Source organism: Streptomyces sp. NPDC005574 (assembly GCF_040605435.1).
Taxonomy (GTDB): Bacteria; Actinomycetota; Actinomycetes; order Streptomycetales; family Streptomycetaceae; genus Streptomyces.
This window is the reverse complement of record NZ_JBEXCW010000004.1, coordinates 183,699-202,732: the sequence shown is the minus strand read 5'-3', so window position 1 is coordinate 202,732 and position 19,034 is coordinate 183,699. Positions and strand designations below refer to the sequence as shown.

17 protein-coding genes are annotated in these 19,034 nt (G+C 69.3%); 8 read left to right on the top strand and 9 right to left on the bottom strand.

Features of this window, described 5'->3' with window-relative positions; genetic code table 11:
- The first annotated feature begins 371 nt into the window (after nucleotides 1-371).
- Complete coding sequence (locus tag ABZT03_RS05035; RefSeq protein WP_356033601.1) at nucleotides 372-1,220, top strand: menaquinone biosynthesis protein; 849 nt, start codon at nucleotides 372-374, stop codon at nucleotides 1,218-1,220.
- Nucleotides 1,221-1,437: 217 nt separating this feature from the next.
- Nucleotides 1,438-3,177 (top strand): serine/threonine-protein kinase, encoded by a 1,740-nt coding sequence (locus tag ABZT03_RS05030; RefSeq protein ID WP_356033598.1) that lies wholly within the window; start codon nucleotides 1,438-1,440, stop codon nucleotides 3,175-3,177.
- 4 nt (nucleotides 3,178-3,181) lie between these two features.
- Here the strand turns inward: ABZT03_RS05030 and ABZT03_RS05025 are convergent, their stop codons facing one another.
- A complete protein-coding gene (locus ABZT03_RS05025; protein ID WP_356033595.1) occupies nucleotides 3,182-7,750 on the bottom strand; it encodes an FtsK/SpoIIIE domain-containing protein in 4,569 nt (1,522 codons plus the stop codon).
- A gap of 346 nt (nucleotides 7,751-8,096) precedes the next feature.
- Between ABZT03_RS05025 and ABZT03_RS05020 the strand changes: the two genes are divergently transcribed.
- From ABZT03_RS05020 to ABZT03_RS04995, 6 genes are all read left to right on the top strand, one after another.
- Nucleotides 8,097-8,396 (top strand): WXG100 family type VII secretion target, encoded by a 300-nt coding sequence (locus ABZT03_RS05020; RefSeq protein WP_356033593.1) that lies wholly within the window; start codon nucleotides 8,097-8,099, stop codon nucleotides 8,394-8,396.
- A gap of 85 nt (nucleotides 8,397-8,481) precedes the next feature.
- Nucleotides 8,482-8,805, top strand: a complete 324-nt coding sequence (locus ABZT03_RS05015) for a hypothetical protein (RefSeq protein WP_356033590.1) — start codon at nucleotides 8,482-8,484, stop codon at nucleotides 8,803-8,805.
- Nucleotides 8,802-10,322 carry a putative T7SS-secreted protein gene (locus ABZT03_RS05010; protein WP_356033587.1) on the top strand — a complete coding sequence of 507 codons (1,521 nt, stop codon included), beginning with the start codon at nucleotides 8,802-8,804 and terminating at the stop codon, nucleotides 10,320-10,322. Before ABZT03_RS05015 ends, ABZT03_RS05010 begins: the two co-directional genes overlap by 4 nt.
- A gap of 27 nt (nucleotides 10,323-10,349) precedes the next feature.
- Nucleotides 10,350-11,702: a hypothetical protein gene (locus tag ABZT03_RS05005; RefSeq protein WP_356033584.1), complete on the top strand. Its 1,353-nt coding sequence runs from the start codon at nucleotides 10,350-10,352 to the stop codon at nucleotides 11,700-11,702.
- 52 nt (nucleotides 11,703-11,754) lie between these two features.
- On the top strand, nucleotides 11,755-12,408 hold the full coding sequence (locus ABZT03_RS05000) for a hypothetical protein (protein ID WP_356033581.1): 654 nt from the start codon (nucleotides 11,755-11,757) through the stop codon (nucleotides 12,406-12,408).
- Nucleotides 12,401-13,012, top strand: a complete 612-nt coding sequence (locus ABZT03_RS04995; RefSeq protein ID WP_356033578.1) for a hypothetical protein — start codon at nucleotides 12,401-12,403, stop codon at nucleotides 13,010-13,012. The genes ABZT03_RS05000 and ABZT03_RS04995 overlap by 8 nt, the downstream gene beginning before the upstream one ends.
- Here the strand turns inward: ABZT03_RS04995 and ABZT03_RS04990 are convergent.
- The 8 genes from ABZT03_RS04990 to ABZT03_RS04955 all read right to left on the bottom strand — a co-directional run bounded on the left by ABZT03_RS04990 (nucleotide 12,978) and on the right by ABZT03_RS04955 (nucleotide 18,886).
- Nucleotides 12,978-13,454 (bottom strand): hypothetical protein, encoded by a 477-nt coding sequence (locus tag ABZT03_RS04990; protein WP_356033575.1) that lies wholly within the window; start codon nucleotides 13,452-13,454, stop codon nucleotides 12,978-12,980. The two genes, ABZT03_RS04995 and ABZT03_RS04990, sit on opposite strands and share 35 nt — an antisense overlap.
- Before the next feature lie 156 nt (nucleotides 13,455-13,610).
- A complete protein-coding gene (locus ABZT03_RS04985) occupies nucleotides 13,611-14,645 on the bottom strand; it encodes a hypothetical protein (protein ID WP_356033573.1) in 1,035 nt (344 codons plus the stop codon).
- Entirely contained in the window at nucleotides 14,642-15,295 is a 654-nt protein-coding gene (locus ABZT03_RS04980) for a hypothetical protein (RefSeq protein WP_356033571.1), read from the bottom strand. The genes ABZT03_RS04985 and ABZT03_RS04980 overlap by 4 nt, the downstream gene beginning before the upstream one ends.
- Nucleotides 15,296-15,428: 133 nt before the next feature.
- Nucleotides 15,429-16,043 carry a hypothetical protein gene (locus ABZT03_RS04975; RefSeq protein WP_356033568.1) on the bottom strand — a complete coding sequence of 205 codons (615 nt, stop codon included), beginning with the start codon at nucleotides 16,041-16,043 and terminating at the stop codon, nucleotides 15,429-15,431.
- Between the two features lie 50 nt (nucleotides 16,044-16,093).
- Complete coding sequence (locus ABZT03_RS04970; RefSeq protein ID WP_356033566.1) at nucleotides 16,094-17,005, bottom strand: hypothetical protein; 912 nt, start codon at nucleotides 17,003-17,005, stop codon at nucleotides 16,094-16,096.
- Nucleotides 17,006-17,018: 13 nt separating this feature from the next.
- Nucleotides 17,019-18,281 carry an enoyl-CoA hydratase/isomerase family protein gene (locus tag ABZT03_RS04965; protein WP_356033564.1) on the bottom strand — a complete coding sequence of 421 codons (1,263 nt, stop codon included), beginning with the start codon at nucleotides 18,279-18,281 and terminating at the stop codon, nucleotides 17,019-17,021.
- Nucleotide 18,282: 1 nt separating this feature from the next.
- Complete coding sequence (locus ABZT03_RS04960) at nucleotides 18,283-18,582, bottom strand: hypothetical protein (RefSeq protein ID WP_356033561.1); 300 nt, start codon at nucleotides 18,580-18,582, stop codon at nucleotides 18,283-18,285.
- Nucleotides 18,583-18,709: 127 nt separating this feature from the next.
- Nucleotides 18,710-18,886 carry a hypothetical protein gene (locus ABZT03_RS04955; RefSeq protein ID WP_356033559.1) on the bottom strand — a complete coding sequence of 59 codons (177 nt, stop codon included), beginning with the start codon at nucleotides 18,884-18,886 and terminating at the stop codon, nucleotides 18,710-18,712.
- Nucleotides 18,887-19,034: the final 148 nt, after the last annotated feature.

Here is a 19,034-nt window from a genome sequence, read left to right as displayed (position 1 = left end):
GTCTGAATACGACGAGAGCCCGCGGTCACATGCTCCGCAGGCTCTGTACTGCAAGGGAAACCAAACTGCAACTTGCGGCGAGCCTAGCATGAGGGCAGCCGAAAGCAACAGAGGTCAAGATCACGTCACTCGGACGTTTGAACGCACCCCGGAACGGGCTTGACGGGGCGGTCCTGAAGTAGGGCACCTGCCGATACGGCGTCGGTCGACAAGCGGTCGCGACACAGGCACGAGGCCCGTCGGTCACGTCATCCAGCGCGGTCCGGGGGAAACACCGACCCGGACGACGGGGCGTCACCGCGACGACACTCACGCGCCGTCCGCGCACCCCTGGTGCCTGCACCGTACCGCATAGGGTCTAGCCTCGCGATGTGGACAATTCTCGCACCCGGCCGCGCGTCGGCCACATCCAGTTCCTGAACTGCCTGCCCCTGTACTGGGGGCTCGCGAGAACGGGCACGCTCCTCGACTTCGAGCTCACCAAGGACACCCCGGAGAAGCTCAGCGAGAAGCTGGTGCAGGGAGACCTCGACATCGGGCCCATCACCCTCGTCGAGTTCCTCAAGAACGCGGACGACCTGGTCGCCTTCCCCGACATCGCGGTCGGCTGCGACGGCCCGGTGATGTCCTGCGTGATCGTCTCGCAGGTCCCGCTGGACGAGCTGGACGGGGCCCGGGTCGCCCTCGGCTCCACCTCGCGCACCTCGGTCCGGCTCGCGCAGCTGCTGCTCGCCGACCGCTACGGCGTCCAGCCCGACTACTACACCTGCCCGCCCGACCTCAGCCTGATGATGCAGGAGGCGGAGGCGGCGGTCCTCATCGGCGACGCGGCGCTGCGGGCGAACCTGCTGGACGGCCCGCGCTACGGCCTCGCCGTGCACGACCTCGGCGCGCTGTGGAAGGAGTGGACCGGGCTGCCGTTCGTCTTCGCGGTCTGGGCCGCCCGCCGCGACTACCTGGAGCGGGAGCCGGTCATCACCCGCAAGGTCCACGAGGCCTTCCTCGCCTCCCGCAACCTCTCCCTGGAGGAGGTCGGCAAGGTCGCCGAGCAGGCGGCCCGCTGGGAGGCGTTCGACGAGGAGATCCTGGAGCGCTACTTCACCACCCTCGACTTCCGCTTCGGCGCCCCGCAACTGGCCGCCGTCACCGAGTTCGCCCGCCGCGTCGGCCCGACGACGGGCTTCCCGGCGGACGTGAAGGTGGACCTGCTGGAGCCGTGAGCGACGGGAGGCGCCGGGGCGGCCGGTGGGGATCCGGTCCGCCGGAGCCGTGAGCGGCGAGGGCCGAGGGGGTCGACGGGAATCCGGTCGGCCGGAGCCGTGAGCGGCGAGGGCCGAGGGGGTCGACGGGAATCCGGTCGGCCGGAGCCGTGAGGGGTAGGGGTTCGCGGCACTACGCTGCTGGGCAGTGCAGGCGTACGGGGGAAAGGTGACGCCCATGCAGCCGCTCGGAGCCGACGAGCCCACCGTCATGGGGTCCTACCGGCTGCTCGGCCGGCTCGGCTCCGGCGGGATGGGCCGGGTCTACCTGGGCCGCAGCGCCGGCGGCCGCACGGTCGCCGTCAAGATCGTGCACCCGCACCTGGCGCTCGACGAGGAGTTCCGCGCCCGCTTCCGGCGCGAGGTCGAGGCCGCCCGGCGGGTCGGCGGCGCCTGGACGGCGCCCGTCCTGGACGCGGACCCGGAAGCGCCGATCCCCTGGGTCGCCACGGCCTACGCGGCCGGACCCTCCCTCACCGCGGCGATCGCCGACGGCGGCCCGCTGCCCGCGGCCACGGTACGGGCGCTGGGCGCCGGCCTCGCGGAGGCGCTGGCCGCGGTCCACGAACTGGGCCTGGTGCACCGGGACGTCAAACCGTCCAACGTGCTGCTGACCCTCGACGGCCCCCTGCTGATCGACTTCGGGATCGCCCGCGCGACGGACGGCACCGCGTCCCTCACCTCCACCGGCGTCTCCGTCGGCTCCCCGGGCTACATGGCACCCGAGCAGATCCTCGGCAAGGGCGCGACCGGCGCGGCCGACGTCTTCTCGTTCGGCGCGGTCCTGGCGTACGCGGCGACCGGCGAGTCCCCCTTCCCCGGCGACTCCTCCGCCGCCCTGCTCTACCGCGTCGTCCACGAGGAGCCCCTGCTCGGCTCCCTGGGCGGAGACCTGCGGGACCTGGTGGAGGCGTGCCTGGCCAAGGACCCGGGGGCACGCCCGGCCCCGGCCGAGGTGGCCCGGCGGCTCGCCCCGGACGGCGCCGCCCGGCTGGTCGCCGGCGGCTGGCTGCCGGGCCCGCTGGTCGAACAGGTCAGCCGCGGAGCCGTACACCTGCTGAACCTGGAGGCCGCGGGGGCGGTCCACGAGGTCCCGTCGGGCCCGGTGGGCTTCAGCAGTCCCTCCGTGGGCGGACTCGCGCTGCCGGGCGGGGAGGCGGGGCGGGGGGCGGCCGCAGGGCCGGCGAACGGGGAGGACAGCGGCCGGGGGATGGTCGTGGGGCAGTTCGGGCCGGCGCCCGTCATGCCGGTCGGGCCGCCCGCGCCGTCCCTGCCCGAACCGCGTGACGCCCCCCGGGACGAGGGGTCCCGGCCCGGCCGACTCACCGTCAGCGTGGCGGCGTCGACGGGCGCGGGCGAGGGCGGCCGGGGCCGGAGACTGAGCTGCACGGTCGCCCTCGCGGTCGCGGGCGCGCTGGCGGCGGTGACCGTCGGATCGGTGTTCCTCTTCGACCTGCTGCCGAAGGACGGACACGACAGCGCGAGCGGCTCCGACGGCGGCCACACCGCCGCCGGCACCCCGGCGCCGTCCGCCGGCCGGTCCAGCACCGCGGCGGACCAGCCCTCCGCGGTCCCGGCCCGCTACCTCGGCACCTGGGAGGGCGAGGGCAGCGGCCTCGACGGCACGGTCCCCATGGGCACCTTCCGCCTCACCGTGCGCCCGGCGGCCGTGGGCGGCGAACTCGGCCGGCTGCGCCAGACCGACATCCTGGGCGGGGTCTGCGAGGACGTCCTGACCCTGAAGCAGGTGACGAAGACGCAGCTCGTCGCGGACTCGGTCGGCGCCAGGAACAACCACGACGGCTGCAACCCGACCGCCCACACGGTCCGCCTCACCCCGGCCGGCGACGACCTGAAGTACAGCTCGCAGAGCGAGGCGGAGGGGCGGCCGGTGGCGCGGATGTCGAAGGTCGGGTAGGGGACTACATCGGGGTCGTCACCGTCAGGTGCTCGCCGCTGCCCAGGTGCAGCATGCCCTTGCCCGGGGTCACCGGGCCGCCGACCATGCTGCGGTTGGTGCGGATGCCGATCAGCTCGCCCGCGGACGAGTCCTGCGGCGAGAGCAGGATGCCGCGGCGGGCCTTCTTCGTCTCGACCTGCCACCCGGAGAACCCGTCGCAGATCTCCTCCTCGTCACCGGCGATGACGAAGGCCAGCCCCTCGTCGGCGCCGCTCTGCAGGATGCGTTTGAAGACGCCCTCGGCGTCGCAGTCGTCCAGTACCTCGGCGTCGTCGGCCAGGATCACGATCGGCTGCTGCGGCGAGGCCGAGCCGAGGACCTCGTCGAGTTCGTCCTCGTCGACGTCCCGGCCGGTGAAGACCTTCAACACCCCGTCCTGACCCTCCAGTTCCCGCAGGGGCGACGGACGGGGCGCGGCGACGACGAGGCGTACGCCCTGCGCGAGATAGGAACGGGCGAAGTTCATCAGGACCGTGCTGCGCCCGGACTTGGCGGGACCGCCCACGACGAACGCGGGCACACCCTGCGCGAGATCCGGTCCGAAGGCGGTGAGTTCGTCGCCGCCGACACCCACCAGCGCCCACAGCGGGGAAGCCGACGTGGACGCGTCGCGCATCGCCCACGCGTCGGCGAAGGAGATCCTGCTCGGCAGCACGTCCACGCGGAACGGGCGCCTGGAGCGCGGCACTTCGGCGTCCCGTGCCGTCGCCGCCTCGCCGATCGCGGCCAGCGCCGCCGCCTGGCCCTGACCGGTGGTGTCCTCGGACAGCAGGGCGAACTGCGTCTCCGTCGCCGTCTCGTTGCGGTACGCCCGGCCCGGCGGGATCTCCTCCGGGATCTTGCGGGAGTTGATGTCCAGCGTCGAGAAGTCCCCGCGGTCGGCGAGCCGCAGACCGTACTTGTCCTCGGTGAGCGAGGAGATCCGGCCCACCAGCAGCTGCCGGTCACCGGTGATCACCGCGTGGATGCCGACGCTCGCGCCCTCCCGCATCATCGCCATGAGCTGGTCCGTCAGGTCCCCGTGGTTGTGCTCGCCGAGCGTCGGCAGCCAGCCCTCCCAGCGGTCGAGCAGCAGCACGATGTGCGGCAGCCGCTCGTCCGCCGAGCCCGACGCGGCCCGCTGCTCGCCGATGTCGGCGTACCCCTTGTCCGCGAACAGCTCCTGCCGCCGCGTGAGTTCCCCGGACAGTCGGCTGAACAGCCGCTCGACCCGCTCCAGTTGGTTGCGTCCGACGACCGCACCGCAGTGCGGCAGCCGGGTCAGGGCGTTGAGCGCGCCGTTGCCGCAGTCCACGCCGTACAGATGGACGTCGGCCACCGAGTGCGTACGGGCCAGCGAGCCGGCGATGGTGCGCAGCAGCTGCGAGCGGCCGGTGCGCGGGGAGCCGCCGACGATCAGGTGTCCGAAGGTGGCGAAGTCCACCGCGACGGGCCGGCGGGCCTGGTCGGCCGGCAGGTCGGCGACGCCGTACGGGGCCGCGGGCAGCGCGCCCTGGCTGCGCACCGGCGGAATGTCGTCCAGGAGCAGGGACTCCTCCAGGGCGGGCAGCCACGGGGTGTGCTGCTCCGGGATGTTCAGCGCCCGGTTGGCCTCCCGCACCGCGTCCACCAGCACCTTGAGGTCGGTGATCTCGTCGTCCTCGCGCGCCTCGGTCTTCGGCTTCTGCAGCGTGGCCCGGCCCAGGTCCTGCCAGGACAGTGCCCCGGCCCACGGAGCGAGCGCCCGCGGGTCGGCGGCTCCCGGCCGGCGCCCGCCGACGCGGCCGGACTGGAAGGGGACCAGCGAGGCGTGGCCCAGCCGGACGTACGCGCGGCCGGGGGTGCTCTTCGAGATGTGGCCGGCCTCGGGCGCGTCGATCACGTCGGTCGACTCGCCGGCGTCGGTCACCCGCAGCGCGATCCGCAGGTTGGTGTTGGCACGGATCTCGGGGGAGACGACACCGCTGGGCCGCTGGGTGGCGAGCAGCAGGTGGATGCCGAGGGAGCGGCCGCGCTGCGCGATGTTGACCAGGCCCGTGACGAAGTCCGGCAGGTCACGGACCATCGACGCGAACTCGTCGATGACGATGAGGAGTCGGGGGACCGGCGGCTGCGAGGGGTCCCGGCGCACCAGGTCCTGGTAGTCCTCGATGTCCTTGGCGTCGGCGGCGGCGAGGATGTGCTCGCGCCGCTTCAGCTCGGCACCCAGCGACTCCAGCGCGCGCTCGACGAGGTGCGCGTCGAGGTCGGTCACCATGCCGACGGTGTGCGGCAGCTTCACACAGTCCTTGAACGCCGAGCCGCCCTTGTAGTCGACCAGGACGAACGTCATGTTCTCGGGCGTGTTCGCCACGGCGAGCGCCGCCACGATGGTCTGCAGCAGCTCCGACTTGCCCGAACCGGTCGTACCGGCGATCAGGCCGTGCGGCCCGTCCCTGCGCAGGTCGATACCGAAGGGCCCGTCGTACGACTCCCCGATCACGGCCATGGTCGACTGCCCGCCCGTGCGCCAGCGGGCGGCGATCGCGTCCCGGGTCGGCGGCTCCAGCTGCAGCACGTCCAGCAGCCGGCTCGAACCGGGCAGCGCGGAGTCCTCGGTCTCCCCGCTGATGTCCCGCAGCGGCGACAGGGACCGGGACAGCCGTGCGCACCACGCGGCCGAGACGAAGTCGGGCCGCACGCCCGTCCGGCGCCGGGCACCGCTCTGCTCGACCCGCAGCCGGAACCGGTGGACCCGCTCGGTGCTCTCCGGGGCCTCCTGGCCGGTCTGGTGCCAGGCGTGGAAGGAGGGGAAGCCACCGGGGGCCTGCTGCACCGCCGCGGGAACCTCGGGGTCGTCGCCGCCGCGGGGTTCGGCGACCACGACCGCCTGGCACTCGCCGGGCAGGAACCGCTCCTCCTCGTCCAGGCAGATGGCGTACACCGCGACCGACGGGCCCTCGCGCAGCAGCCGTACGACACCGGGCATCGAGCGCAGCCGCCGGGAGCCGTCCCACACGACCACGACGTCGGGGTCGGAGAACGCCGGCCCGTCCTTGCTGCCCCGGCCGCTCTCCTTGAGGGCCTTCTGTCGTGCGTCGAGCAGCTGGGTCAGCTCACCGACACGCGCGCCGACGGTCTCGGCGTCCATCCCTATCAGGACGTTGACGTCCTGCCCGCCGGCCGGGCGGGAGTGCGGCAGCCAGCGCACCCAGTCCCAGCGCGGATGGGCCTCGTTCTCGGTGAGGACGTAGAACTGCACGTCCAACGGGCTGTGCAGTACGGCGGTCTGGGCGACGGCCCACCTGCCGAGCGCCTGCGCGGAGTCGCCGGGACCCGCGATGCCCACGACACCGAGGTCCTTCAGCGGCAGCGCGACCGGCGCGTCCTCGATCTGCCAGGTCACGTGGCGCTTGTGCTCGTCCTGCTCGGGATCGTCGAGCACGACCTCGGAGGGGAGGCGTCCGGTACCGACGCGCAGCAGCAGGTGATCGGCGTCGGTGCGGCGCCGCTCCCAGAGCCGGGTACGGGGACCGGTGCCGAAGGCCAGCACCGAGGCGGGGTCGGGGATGGAGGTCCGCCGGTCGAGCCGCTCCACGCGCAGCGCGTCCTCGGCGTCCTTCTCGATCCGGGCCTTGGTCTCCTTGTACTCCTTGACCTGCTTGGAGTGGGACTTGCGGCCCTGCTTCTTGTCCATGAAGTAGTTGCCGAAGAGCATCAGCGGGCTCATCAGCGCCATGATCATGTAGTACCAGCGCCCGAAGATCATGACCGACACGACGGCGCCGACCAGCGGCATGAGCGCCATCAGCCAGGGCAGCGGACGGGCCTCGTAGTCACCGGGCGGATTCGGCAGCCGGAACATCGTCCGCCGCTCGGCGGGGCGCAGACGCGGCGGGCGGTTGTAGTCCAGCCCGGCACCGTCCTCCGACCACTTGAGCGCGGCGTTGGGCGGGGTGTACCGGGCGATCTCCAGAAGGCTGTTGCCGAGGGCGAGTTGGCCACCCAGGGGCCAGGACCCGCCGTCGAACTCCTCGCCGTCGAGCCGGGGCGTCCACTCCTCGCCCCCGCCGTGCAGAGCCACTTGGCAGGTGCCGTCGATGGCGATGGACAACGTGGCCGCGCGAGCCGGGAGTTCGGGGTCGTCGACCCGGATCTGGGCGGCGGCTCCGCTGCCGATGTCGTACTTCCCGACCCCGAGCCGGTGCACCGCCCCGCCGGCCGGCCCGCCGGCCACCCGGAACTCAACGACACCCGTGGGCTCGCCGTGCAGGCAGCCGGCCGGGTCGTGCAGGCTGACCACGGCGCCCTCGCGGAGCGGGGACCCGACGATGTCGGCGTCGGGATCGAGGGCGTACCCGTCGACGAAGGCGGCGGGCGCCCCACCGTGTTGTCCCCGGGGCCCCCCGATCGGGATGACCTGGGCGCCACCGGCGTCCCCCGGGCCGCCGAGGCCGAGGTGCCGCGCCAGCTCCCGAGTGATGTCACCGACCGAGGACTCCGGATCGGCGTCGAGCACCACGTCGGCACTGGCACCGCCGATGGGGTCGACGACGGTCAGACTCAGGCGCACGTTGGTCCTCCTCGCTGGCTCCACGCCGGCTCCCCGCTGAGCTCGGAAGCCGCCCCCGGAACGCTGAACACAGTGGGACCGACCATAGCCGCCGCACCTTTCCCCCGGGCAACGGGATGCGCGGCGGTTCACGATTCCCCCGCACGACGGCATGGGCACCGGTTCGCGAATCCTCCCCGCACGACGGGACGCGCGGCGGTTCACGATTCCCCCGCACGACGGGCCTGTGGGCCCAACGACCCCACCCGTACACTCTTTGCGCATGCGGACGCGGTCCTCGACCGTCAACTCCGCGACAGAGCCACGGGGGAAGGCCCTGCGGCCACCAACGGGAGGGAGTGCCGTCATGGCCAAAGACACGGATCTCACATATGCCGAGATGGAGAAGGTCGCCGGCGACCTGATCAAGGACATGCACGATCTGGAGACCCAGATCGCAGGCGTCGAGAAGCGCGTCAAGGCGCTGGTGGAGAACGGCTTCACCACGCAGAAGGCCTCCGGCGCGTACGAGGAGTCCATGCGCGACTTCACCAAGGGCGCGACGAAGACCGTCCAGGGCCTCCACGGCCTCTCCGAGTTCCTCAAGAAGGCCAAGCAGGCCTACGAGGACCTGGACGAGCAGCTGGCGAAGAGCGCCAAGGGCTAAGTTCGCCCGGATGCGGACACGTCGGCCCGGCGGCTGTTCCGAGCCGCCGGGCCGACTCTTCGATTGAGTGAACGGGGGAGGCAACTTGTCGGATCAGACGGCCGACATCGAGCGCATCAAGGAGAGCTCGAAGTCGCTCTCCAGGGTCCACCGGGACTTCAGGAACCACTCGAACCCTGCCGCCGGGTTGAGCGTCTCCACTCTGGGAGACAAAGGTCTGGTCGACGTCTTCGACGACTTCGGTGACAACTGGAAGATTCACCGAGAACGCCTGATGGACGAAATCGAGAAGCTGGCGAAGATTCTCTCCACGGCGGCAAAGGCGTACGAGGACATCGATCACCAGCTCGCCGAGGCCCTGCGAAGCACGGACAAGAAGACGTCCGGTGCCGAGGGAGGTGCCGAGTGACCCGCCCTCGCGCTGAGGAGTGGGCGGTAATCGGCGAGCAGGCGGATCCGATCCCGGGGGACCCCGAGGAAGTCGCACGTCTCGGGCGGAGTCTGCGGAAAACAGCAGAATCCATCAAGAAGCAGGCGGACGAGATCAACGCGCTCTCATCTGTCGAGGCGTGGAAGAGCAAGGCTGCCGAGGAGTTCCGAGGACAGGCCGAAGAGGCTGAGGGAAAGCTACGCAAGGCGTACAGACGCTACGAAGTCGCGTCAGACGCGCTCGGCGAGAGGGTGATCGACGGTGGCAGCTCCAAGGAGTACGCCTCCGAACTCCACCGCGCGCAGAAGATGGCCGACAAGGCGCGCCAGGACGCCCAGAACGCCGACGACGAGCACAAGGCGAGCACCGGCGGCCTCGACAAGCTGCCCAAGGACACGGCTGACGACGATCCCGGCAGGAAGAAACTGGCGAAGCGTCAGGAAGCGGCGACTTCGGCGATGGAGCGTGCCAGGAAGGACCTCGAAGCCGCGAAGGACATCCGTGACGCGGCCGCGAAGAGGGCACGCGACTCGATTCGGCACGCGATCGACCATGACGGGCTGAAGGACGGTCGCTGGGACAAGTTCAAGGACTGGGTGCACGACCACGCAGGAGCCATTGACGAAATCCTCAAATGGTCCGGCTGGATCGCCACCGTCTGCGGAACGATGTCCTTGTTGGTGGGCTGGATCCCTGTCATCGGACAGGCGCTGGCGGCGATTCTCGGTACCGTCGCACTCATTGCGACTCTGGTGTCCCTGGTGGGACACGTCGCTCTGGCGTTGGCCGGTGAGGGCAGCTGGTTCGATGTTGCCCTCGATGTTGTCGGCATCGCCACGCTGGGCATCGGCCGTGGAGCCATCGCCGGGGCCAAGGGAGCGTCCCTCGCTGCCAAGAGCGTGGCACGGTCCTCGGCGGCCAGGGCTCTCAGGGCGGGTATCAGGGCCAAGCCCGGCACCGCGGCGTACAACAGAGCCCTGAACCAGGCGTGGAGGCGGGCGAACGAGGCCAGCGGCGGCGCGCTGCGCGGCAAGGCCGGCTTCAACGCGGTCAAGGATGCGCCGAAGGGCTGGAACCCTGGTCTGGCCCGGCTGAAGGACGCCTTCAGCCCCAAGTCGATTGGCAAGGAGGCTTGGGAAAGCCTCAAGGGGGTCAAGGAATTCAGTCCGAGCAATCTCAGGAAACTGGGTGACGCCGATACGTGGGCAGGAGTTCGTCCTAGATTCGGTGATTCCGGCATCGCCTCGATCGAGAAGAGCATGGGAGACATTCAGCAATCCCTCCGGGCTGACGACGCCGTGAAGGCCGCAAGCGACGTGTTCCGGACCCAGACACGGATCTGGGCCGGCTCGACGGCCGTCGCGTCGTCCACCGACCTGCTCGACAAGGGCGAATTGACCGGCTGGATCGGCGACCGCGTGGGGATACCCGGACTGGACGACGGTGTCTGGTCGGCGACCGGGATCAAGGAAGCCACGACGACGAGTGACGGGTGAGCACGGCGAGTGAGGGCTGAGCAGTCAGTGGACGACGAGGAGCAGTGGGAGAGAGCCGGGCATGTGGTGCGCCCAAGGGGTATGCGCCCGTACGGTGTCGATGTGGTGCGGCGGGCTCGGCTCTACGCTGACGGCAAGACCCTTGTCGTGCGCGACCGGCGACGGCGCGAGCGTCGGTTCGAGGTCGGTGCCGCGGGAATCAGGCGAGCCGTCTTCTACCCCCCGCCCGGCGACCTGTGGGACACCGTGTCCACCCGTCCGGCGGAACGCTGGGGCGTGCTTGTGTTCAAGGGAGAGGACGAGCGAGCCATCCTCGAAGTCCCCCTCGCCGAGTGGCTGCCGGAGGCGAGCGTCGTCGGGGCCCTGGACCTGCGGCCGAAGAAGTGCCTGGACCGCACGGGCTTGAAAGAGCTTGTCTCGGCCCTCGCCGTTCCGTTGGAGGAAAGCCCGAAACCTCGAGCCGAGGCAGAGGAGAGACCAGAGGACGGTCGAGGCGACAAGCCCCACCGGGCCGTGAACGGGGAGCTGCCCCGCTGGTTCAGCTGGGTCAGAGGCATCGGCATTCTCGGTTGGTTCGTCGCTCTGGTCATGGCCTTCGCCGCTCATATCGACGTGGCTGTTCCTCTAGCTGCGGGCTTTCTGTTCCTGGTGCCGGCAGCTGACCTCGTGGTGCGTGTCCGTGCCTGGTGGCGCGGCCGGCGGCAGGCAGACACGCGGCTGGCCGACGCCGTGCTCAGCCCCGCCCCGGCAGACGAGGCGACGGCGACGCGGAGATTCCGTCGCACAGCGTCCGTATGTGTGCTGCCCGCCGAAGTGGTGGTGACCGACACCGTCGGCCGGGAACGCCGACTCGGGCGTCACGGCGCCCATGGCGTCGCACGTCTGGTCCGTCTGGTCGTCGCGGACACCCGCCTGCCGTTGGGAGTGGAGTTCCGCGACGGAAACGGTGAGGCGCGGGCGCTGATCCCCTGGGCTCACTGGTTTGCCGGGCCGCAGGGACCCGAACGCTGGGCCGAGATGGTGGCGGCCCTCTCGGTCCCCGTGACGGACGAAGCAGTGAAAGGGACCGGAACCGGTGGGACTCGTTCGGGAAGCACGGAGCCGTGGTGGAGGGGGCATCCCCTCGCTCAGGAGGCCCGCCTGATGTCGCCGATGGCGGCGAAGGAGGCCAGAGCGGAAACCAGTTGGACCGGTTCGGTCATTGGCGGCAACGAGCTGATGCTCATCCCGTTCTTCAGCCTGCTCCTTCTTGTCGGGCTCTTCGCTGACGACGCGGCATGGCGCGTCGCCGGGGTGCTGTCCGCGCTCACCATCGTGGGCGAACTGGTTCCGGCGGCGATGAGCCGGCTGATCAGCTACCTCTCGTACGACAGGCCGTAAACAGGACCCCTGGCGTCAGACCTTCGACCGTACCGACGACATCGGAGCCGTAGTGACCCCGACCTCAGGCGGCAGCGCCGACAGCGCCGCGCCTCCCGCCGACTACCGACTTCTCCTGCCGGAAGGCTGGTTCCGTGTGCGGATCGATCCGGTCGGCCGTGAGCGGTCAGTCGAGGCACTGGTCGACCGAGAGTTCGCGGGCGTCGACAACGCGCCGCACATCAAGCGGCAACTCCGTGACGAATTGCTCGCACAGGCCGCCGCGGCCTTCGACGGTGGCGGAATCGAGCTGTATCTGAGCCTGCAACAGGCAGGGACACTGACCATCCCCGCCTCTCTGCTGATCACGTTGCTGCCGCCACCCTCAGGCGGCACCCTGCCGGGTGTGGCCGACTTCGCGAACGATCTCGCCGGAGAGGCGGACGCGGAGGTTTCGATCAGGGAGTTGTCCGCAGGCCCGGCGCTGCGAGTACGACGGGCCACTGGGCAGCCCGACCGTCAGATGCCCGCCGGAGTCCCGGGAAGCACCGACGAGGTGCTCCCGTCGATCACCCTGGACTACCAGCTCCCGGTTCCGGGAACCGGCGCCCATCTGCTGCTGACCTTCTCCACGCCGCTGGTGCGGATCGCCGACGCGATGACCGAACTCTTCGACGCGGTGGCCGGTTCACTGACCTGGATCAGCGAGGAGGCTTCCCATGAGTGACATGCAGGCCTGCGGCATCGTCTGCCCGACCGACTGGGTGCCGCTGCCGCAGGAGCCGGACGACAACGTGAAGGACTGGGCGAAGCGGACCGCCGCGGAACTGTACGAGCGCAGCAGCACGGCGGGCCACACGCTGGACGAGAAAGCCCTGAGGAAAGACCTGCGGTCCTGGGCCGATGACAGCCGCAGCCGCGCCCCGCTGTATGGCTTCGCCTTCTACCCTGACGGCTTCGACTTCGCGCTCGCCCTCCTCGAAGTCGAGGTGATTCTTCCCGACGAAACGGTCCCGCAGATCTCTCTGGACTGGCTGGCCGAGACGTTCAGCGCGCACGACTTCGGGCCGCCGGACATCTCGCGCACCGACCTGCCTGTAGGCCCTGCCGTACGCCTCCGACAGAACTTCGCCGCCGAGGGCTCGCCGCGCGGCGGTGCGGGGGTCCTGCTCCGGACGGTGACCTACGGGATCCGCCCCACCGGCACCGACGGCGCGCTAGTGCTCCTCGTCTCCTGGACGGCTCCCGGCCTCGAGGAGGAGATGGAGGCGGCGGCGGACAGCATCGCGCAGACGATCACTGTGGAACTGACGGCTTCGGAAGTGACCTGAAAGGACCGAGAAGGTGGGGGCCAGTGCTCCGCTGCCAGAGGTCGTTGGGATCGAATGCGCCGCGGCTGCCGGCCGGACTCATGAACCAGAATGGCTTCAGCATGCCGAACTCGGGTTTCACCGGCTTGGTGGTGGTCACCTCGATCAGAAGCCTCTTGCTCGGACGGCGGGTGATCACAGGTTCGACTGAGGTGTCCCGAACGGCCACTGCCGCCACGTATGAATCCACATAGGCGCGCTGGCGTGCAGCTGTATCGCATCCGCTTTCGAGTGCGCCCCCGACCGCGACGTAGAGTGCACGCAGTCCGAACAGGCCGACGCGGCGGACATGGTGGTTTTTCGCCTCCGGGCGAAGAGAAAAGGCCGGGCCCGCGGGCCAGCCGGACAGCTCACCCTGGATGTCGTGTCGCCGGGTGTCGCGGAGCCATCGCAGACCAAACACCCTTGGTGCCGTGCCGGTTGCGAAGACGGTCGCGTCCCGGGCGAGGAGCGTCTCGCCCGGCTCAGGTGTCCGGGTCGCTAGGGGTCTCGTGCCTGCAGTGTGAGGTGGCGGCCCTGTGGAAGCTGTCTCAGGACGGACCTGTAGTTTGACGCCGGTTCAGCGGTTGACGGACTGGATTTCCTGGACGGTGACGTCCTGGGTGGTTCCGAAGGTGCCGTCGGGCAGGTCGCCTCCGGCTCCGCCGGTGCCGGTCCAGGTGATGGCCCAGGTGATGGTCGCGCGCAGTGTGTAGGTGCCGTCGCCGGAGGAGCGGAGGTAGGTGATTCCGCAGGGTGGGGTCCGGTCGGCTTTCCCCTTCGCGTACGGCTCGCCGATCGATCCGTCGTCGTTGATCGTGCACGCGCCCGAGGCGGGGTGGGTCTCGGCGTCGGTCGTACCCGGTTCGAGTTTCAGGGAGACCGGCTTCGCGGTGGTGGTGGCCTGGATGCTGACGCCGGCGGCGTTGAGGGCGGCGGTCACCGAGACCTGCTTGAATCGGGCCTTGTCCAGCCAGGCCCACGTGGGCAGGTTCACCTTGGTGGTGGCTGTCGGGGCGAAAGTCACCTTGGTGTTCGGCAACTTGATGCGGTTGTAGGCCAGTTCGGCGAGTATTTGCGGTGTGACCGCGTTCTTCACGGCGGGGGTGACGCCGTTGTCGACCCAGAAGGGCAGCTTGTCGCATTCCCAGGCGCCCGGCTCGTCCAGTCGGCTGTCGTCCTGGGTGGCGACCCACCAACTGCCCTTGTCGGCGTCGTCCTTGTTGTAGTCGTGGTACTTGCCGTCCTTGTAGGCGTCCCGGAACTCCGCCTGTCCCGCTTTGGCGTAGTTGGGCTGTCGCGGGTCGTTGACGACCGTGTCGTACGCCTTCTCCATACGGCCGGCGAACTCCGCGACGGACATGGGCTCGTACCAGCAGGCGGGCGGGGTCCAGTCGCCGACGGGCGTCACAGCCTCGGACGAGCTGCCGCTGGGCCTCGTGGAACCGGCGTATGTGATGCGCGACTCGATGGCCCCGTCGGACTGCTTGCCGCTCGCCTCGTAACTGCCTTGCGACGAGCCGCCGTGCCTCCGGTCGGCGAGTGCTGTGCCGGGCAGCAGAGCAAGGGTGGTGGCTGTGCCCGTGACAACGAGCCACTTCGCGCCCCTCGTCATGGCATGCACTTCTTGTTGCCCCTCTCGGAGCTCAGCTTGCTCGTCTGCCAGACACCCTTCGCGTTCCTGTCCATCCGGGTGTTGTAGAGCACGTACGACTTGGCCGTCACGGCCGTCTTGTCGACCTTCTTGGTCTTGCGGTCCTTGTCGTACGCCTTGCTCTCATCAGCGCAGTACACGAGGCCCACGGAGTCCTTGTCGAACTTCGTGAGCGAAGGCTCGTAGTACCGAGTCGTTCCGGTGATCGTGTAGTTGTCGTCCGTGTAGCCCTTGATCCAGTCGGCCGCGCCCAGCAGAGCGCTGCCCGCGTAATAGAACGGGATCGCCTTCGACTCCACGTCACCGCTCGTGATCGCCGCGTCGGTCGCTTCGATACGGTGCTTCGCGTCCGCCAGCACCGCTGCCTCGTCCGCGTCGCTGGAGGTCCAGCTGTCGTACACGTGCTTCACGTCCGCCGGCAGGGACACCTGGGGACGTTCGGCGGCGTCCGCGGAGGTGCTGGGTGAAGCCGAGGGAGCGGCGTCGCCCGTTCCGGCACCCGCGATGTTGCCGCTGTCCTTCGAGTCTTCGTCCCCGCCACCACAGGCTGTCAACAGCAGGGCCGCGCTTGCGGCGAGCGCGACAGCAACGGGCAAAGTGTGGCGCTTCACAGTGGTCTCCCCGTGAGACGAGAGGTCGGTCAAGAGCACAGACGGTATCGATGAGGTTACCGGTTTCGCCGTCGCGAACTTCGACAGGGGGAAGAGGAGGAGCCGATCACTGCGCCGCTTGGTCAGTCGGTGCCTACTGGTTGTCTATCGGGGTCGCTTCGGCGTCGGGGTCGGGGAACGCGACCGTCTGCAGGATGGCAGTAGCCATGTCGCAGAACTCGCCCCAGTACTCCATCGCCGCCGTGTCAATGGTGAAAACCGCGGTGAAGGGCCCGGTCGGGAACGGTATGTGGACCTGGACCTGACCGGTCAGGAGCTTGGCCTGCTCGCCGGTCGCAGTGATGTCGGGGCTCAGGGTGAGCTCCCGCAGCGTGATGCGCGAAACGGCGGGACCGCATGGCAGGTCGAGCCAGCGCGCATCGTTCATCGGATCGGAGCACAGCGCCGCGAGGATGCCCTGTGCGGCGATGTTCGGGTCAGCGTGATCGGAGGCGTAGGCGGCCACGGTGAAGGAGCAGTGGGCGACTCCACCTGTGTCCAGGGCGAAGAGGCCGAAAGCCGAGAAGGCGAGTCCCGCTGTAGCCATGGCCTCCGTGAGCAGTTCGTAAAAGGGAGCCGTCGACTGCCAGAGCGTGTCGTCGCCGCCGGGATAGAGGCCGTGTACGAACTCTCTGGCAGCCGTGGGCCGCTCTTCTGCGGAAGCCGCGACGGGCAGCGCATGAACGCCCTCCGGGACCACGAACGTCATAGGCGGGATGATCTGTGCGTCCCGTGTGACATCCAGCTGTACTGATTCCGTCATTGCGGGTCCTCCTTCGGCATCACGTCGGTACCCGAGGGAGCCACATAGCGGGTGAGTGTCTGAGTGGTGCCGTTCGAGAGCGGGACGCGCAACTCGACCGCCACGGTGCCGTCGGGAAAGCGCTCCAGTGATGGTGATTCGGTGACGGGCAGGACCGTACCGACCGAGCGGGCGACAGACAGAGGAGGGTCCGCCACGAGTTGGGCGACGCGCTCGCGCTGTTGCGGCGTCAGGGCCCCTTGCGCCACGGGTTGCCTTTCCCCCCGAGCCCTGCTTACGAGCTTGGCCGCGTCACCGGCCTTCCACCGGGTCCACGACCCGTCCTCGAACCGAACCCTGACATCGGATCCGTTCGCGGGGTACGCCATCCGATCGATGGCAGTGATGGAGTGCCTGGGCACCTGCCACAGTTCATCGGCGGGAGCCAGCCCCGCGGACGCGTCCACTCCCAAGATGAGCAGCCGCTGATCGGTCAGCACGAACTCGGTGCGGAGACTCTTCGGCCGACGGGCCGGGTCCAGTTGCCAGGGGAGCGTTCGGGCAATAGTGCCCTCGGCCGCCCACATCACTGGAAAGTCATCCACTTCGTTCTCGGGTTCCTGAGGTTTCCCGGGGCTGCCTGGCTCACCGACCAGCCGGCCGCTCGGCGCTGCGACGTTCCCGATCATGTTGATCAGGCGGGGAATGCCCAGCAGCGCGATGTCCAGCGCACGTATGCCTGCCCGGTCGGCCTTGCCGCGAGGAGTGAAACCGTCACCAGGGGGCCAGCCGGTCAGCTGGGCTTCGATGTCCCGCCGTTCGGTGTCGCGGAAGGAGCGGAGGCCTGCCACGCTCGGCGCGAATCCGGTGGCGAAAGCGACGTTGGCTCGCATGAGCAGGCTCTCACCCGGGGGCGGATACCAGTCCACAGGTCGTGTCCTCTCAGTGTGCCGTCGCGGAGTCCTGGAAACGATCTCCAGGGTTCATCATCTCTCCGATGTGCGACGGTATCGAAAACGCCTTGGGAAGAATCTTGATGGTCGCGTCGATTCCCCGCCCGAGCTTGCTCATGGAGTCGATGTTCTTCAGGCCCGGGATGCCGCCGGTGCCGAGCAACTGGCCGTTGCGGATGTTCTTCTCCGCTACGAGGCTGATGCGACTCATGATGCCGCCTTCGGCGGAGATGTGGCCTCCGGCCTTGAGGCCGAAGAGGCCGATGTTCTTGCCTCTGACGGTGAAGTTCACGGCGCCCGCGACATTGTCGCCGAAACCGACGATGTTCCGCCCGATGGTGCTCACGCCCTTGAAGTCCGCGCCCAGTTCCGCCGCGCGTGCGGCGGCGACGGCTCCGTCGGCAACTTTGACGCCCTTGGCGAAGGCGCTGATCCCAGGAATGGAACCCAGCGCGTCGAAGCCGATGTTCACCCAGCTCACGTCGGCGCCGGCGGCCTTGGCCACGAGGTGCGTCACCAGGGCGAGCCCGCTGCTGACCACGGCCGCCGCGGCGAAGATGGCGCCGATCGGCTCGAACGGTGCGGTGAGGATGGCAAGCATGCCGAGGATGCCGCTCAGGTCGCTGAGTAGATCGCCGACCAGTTTGATGGCATCGGCGTGCTGCTCAATCCAGTCGCCGGTGGCGTCCCACGCGTCCGTGATTCCGTTGCCCAGCTTGTCCCAGAAGCCCGGCTCGTCCGGGGCGATGTCGCCGGCCTTGTCCAGTTCCTTGCTGATCTGTGCGGCGGCCCGCTTGAACCGGTCTTCGAGGTCGTGGACGTCGCTGATGACCTTGTCGACCGCGCCGGAGGCCTTACCGAGTTCCTCGCTGCCCTTGCCGTCGCCCTTCTGGTCGGCTTTCGCCTGGGCGTCGGCCTTGGCGTCGAGTTTTTCGCCGGCTCTTTTCTCCAGCAGGTCGGTCTCGTCCTGGAAGTCCTGGAGTTCTCCGGCCCAGCGGTGCAGTGCGCGTGAGGCTTTGTCGAAGGAGTCGTGGCCCTTGCGGATGAGGGGGGTGACGTCCTTGCCGACGTAGTCGACGAACGCTACGGCGGTCTTGCCCTTCCACGCGCCGCATTCGATCCGCTCCAGCTCGCCCAGGGCGGTGCCCAGTTCGCTCGCCAGCCCGCCGAGCTTCTTGGCGAGAGCGCGGGTGTCCTCCACGTTTCCCGGCGTGGGGTCCCAGCCTATGTGGGGAAAGGACCTGCCGCTCATGTCACTTCCCCTTCTGCTTCGTCCGGAGCGATTCGGCGAGATCCACGTCGAGCTTGTCGAACGACTCGCCGATCTTGTCGATCATCTTGACGGCTCCGTGCGTGTGCTTGCCGAGTTGCTTGATGCCGTAGGCCCAGTCGTCGGCGAAGTCCTGTACGTCTTCGATGAGTTGTCCCTCCCCGACGACTTCGGCGTCCGCCCCGCGGAGGGTTTTGCGGGTCGCCTCCATCTGGTCGCTCACGGTGGAGAACGTCTTCCTCAGATGGGCGAATACGGTGTCTTCCAGGCGCAGGTCAGTCATGCCGTGATGTCGGCCTTTCCGGGGAGAACCGATGAGGGCCGTGCCGCTCAGCGGTTGACGGACTGGATTTCCTGGACGGTGACCTCCTGGGCGGTTCCGAAGGTGCCGTCGGGCAGGTCGCCGCCGGCTACTTGCCGTCCTTGTAGATGTCCCGGAACTCCGCCTGTCCCGCTTTGGCGTAGTTGGGCTGTCGCGGGTCGTTGACGACTGTGTCGTACGTCTTCTCCATACGGTCGGCGAACTCGGAGGCAGGCGTGGGCTCGTACCAGCAGGCGGGCGGGGTCCAGTCACCGACGGGCGTCACAGCCTCGGACGAGTTGCCGCTGGGTCTCGTGGAACCGGCGTACGTGATGCGGGACTGCAGAGTGCGCCCCTCGGTCGAGCCCTCCGGCTTGGCCGTTGAGCCTTCGTTCCCACCACCAGGGTCGACGTCAGCATGCGCCGGAGGAGTG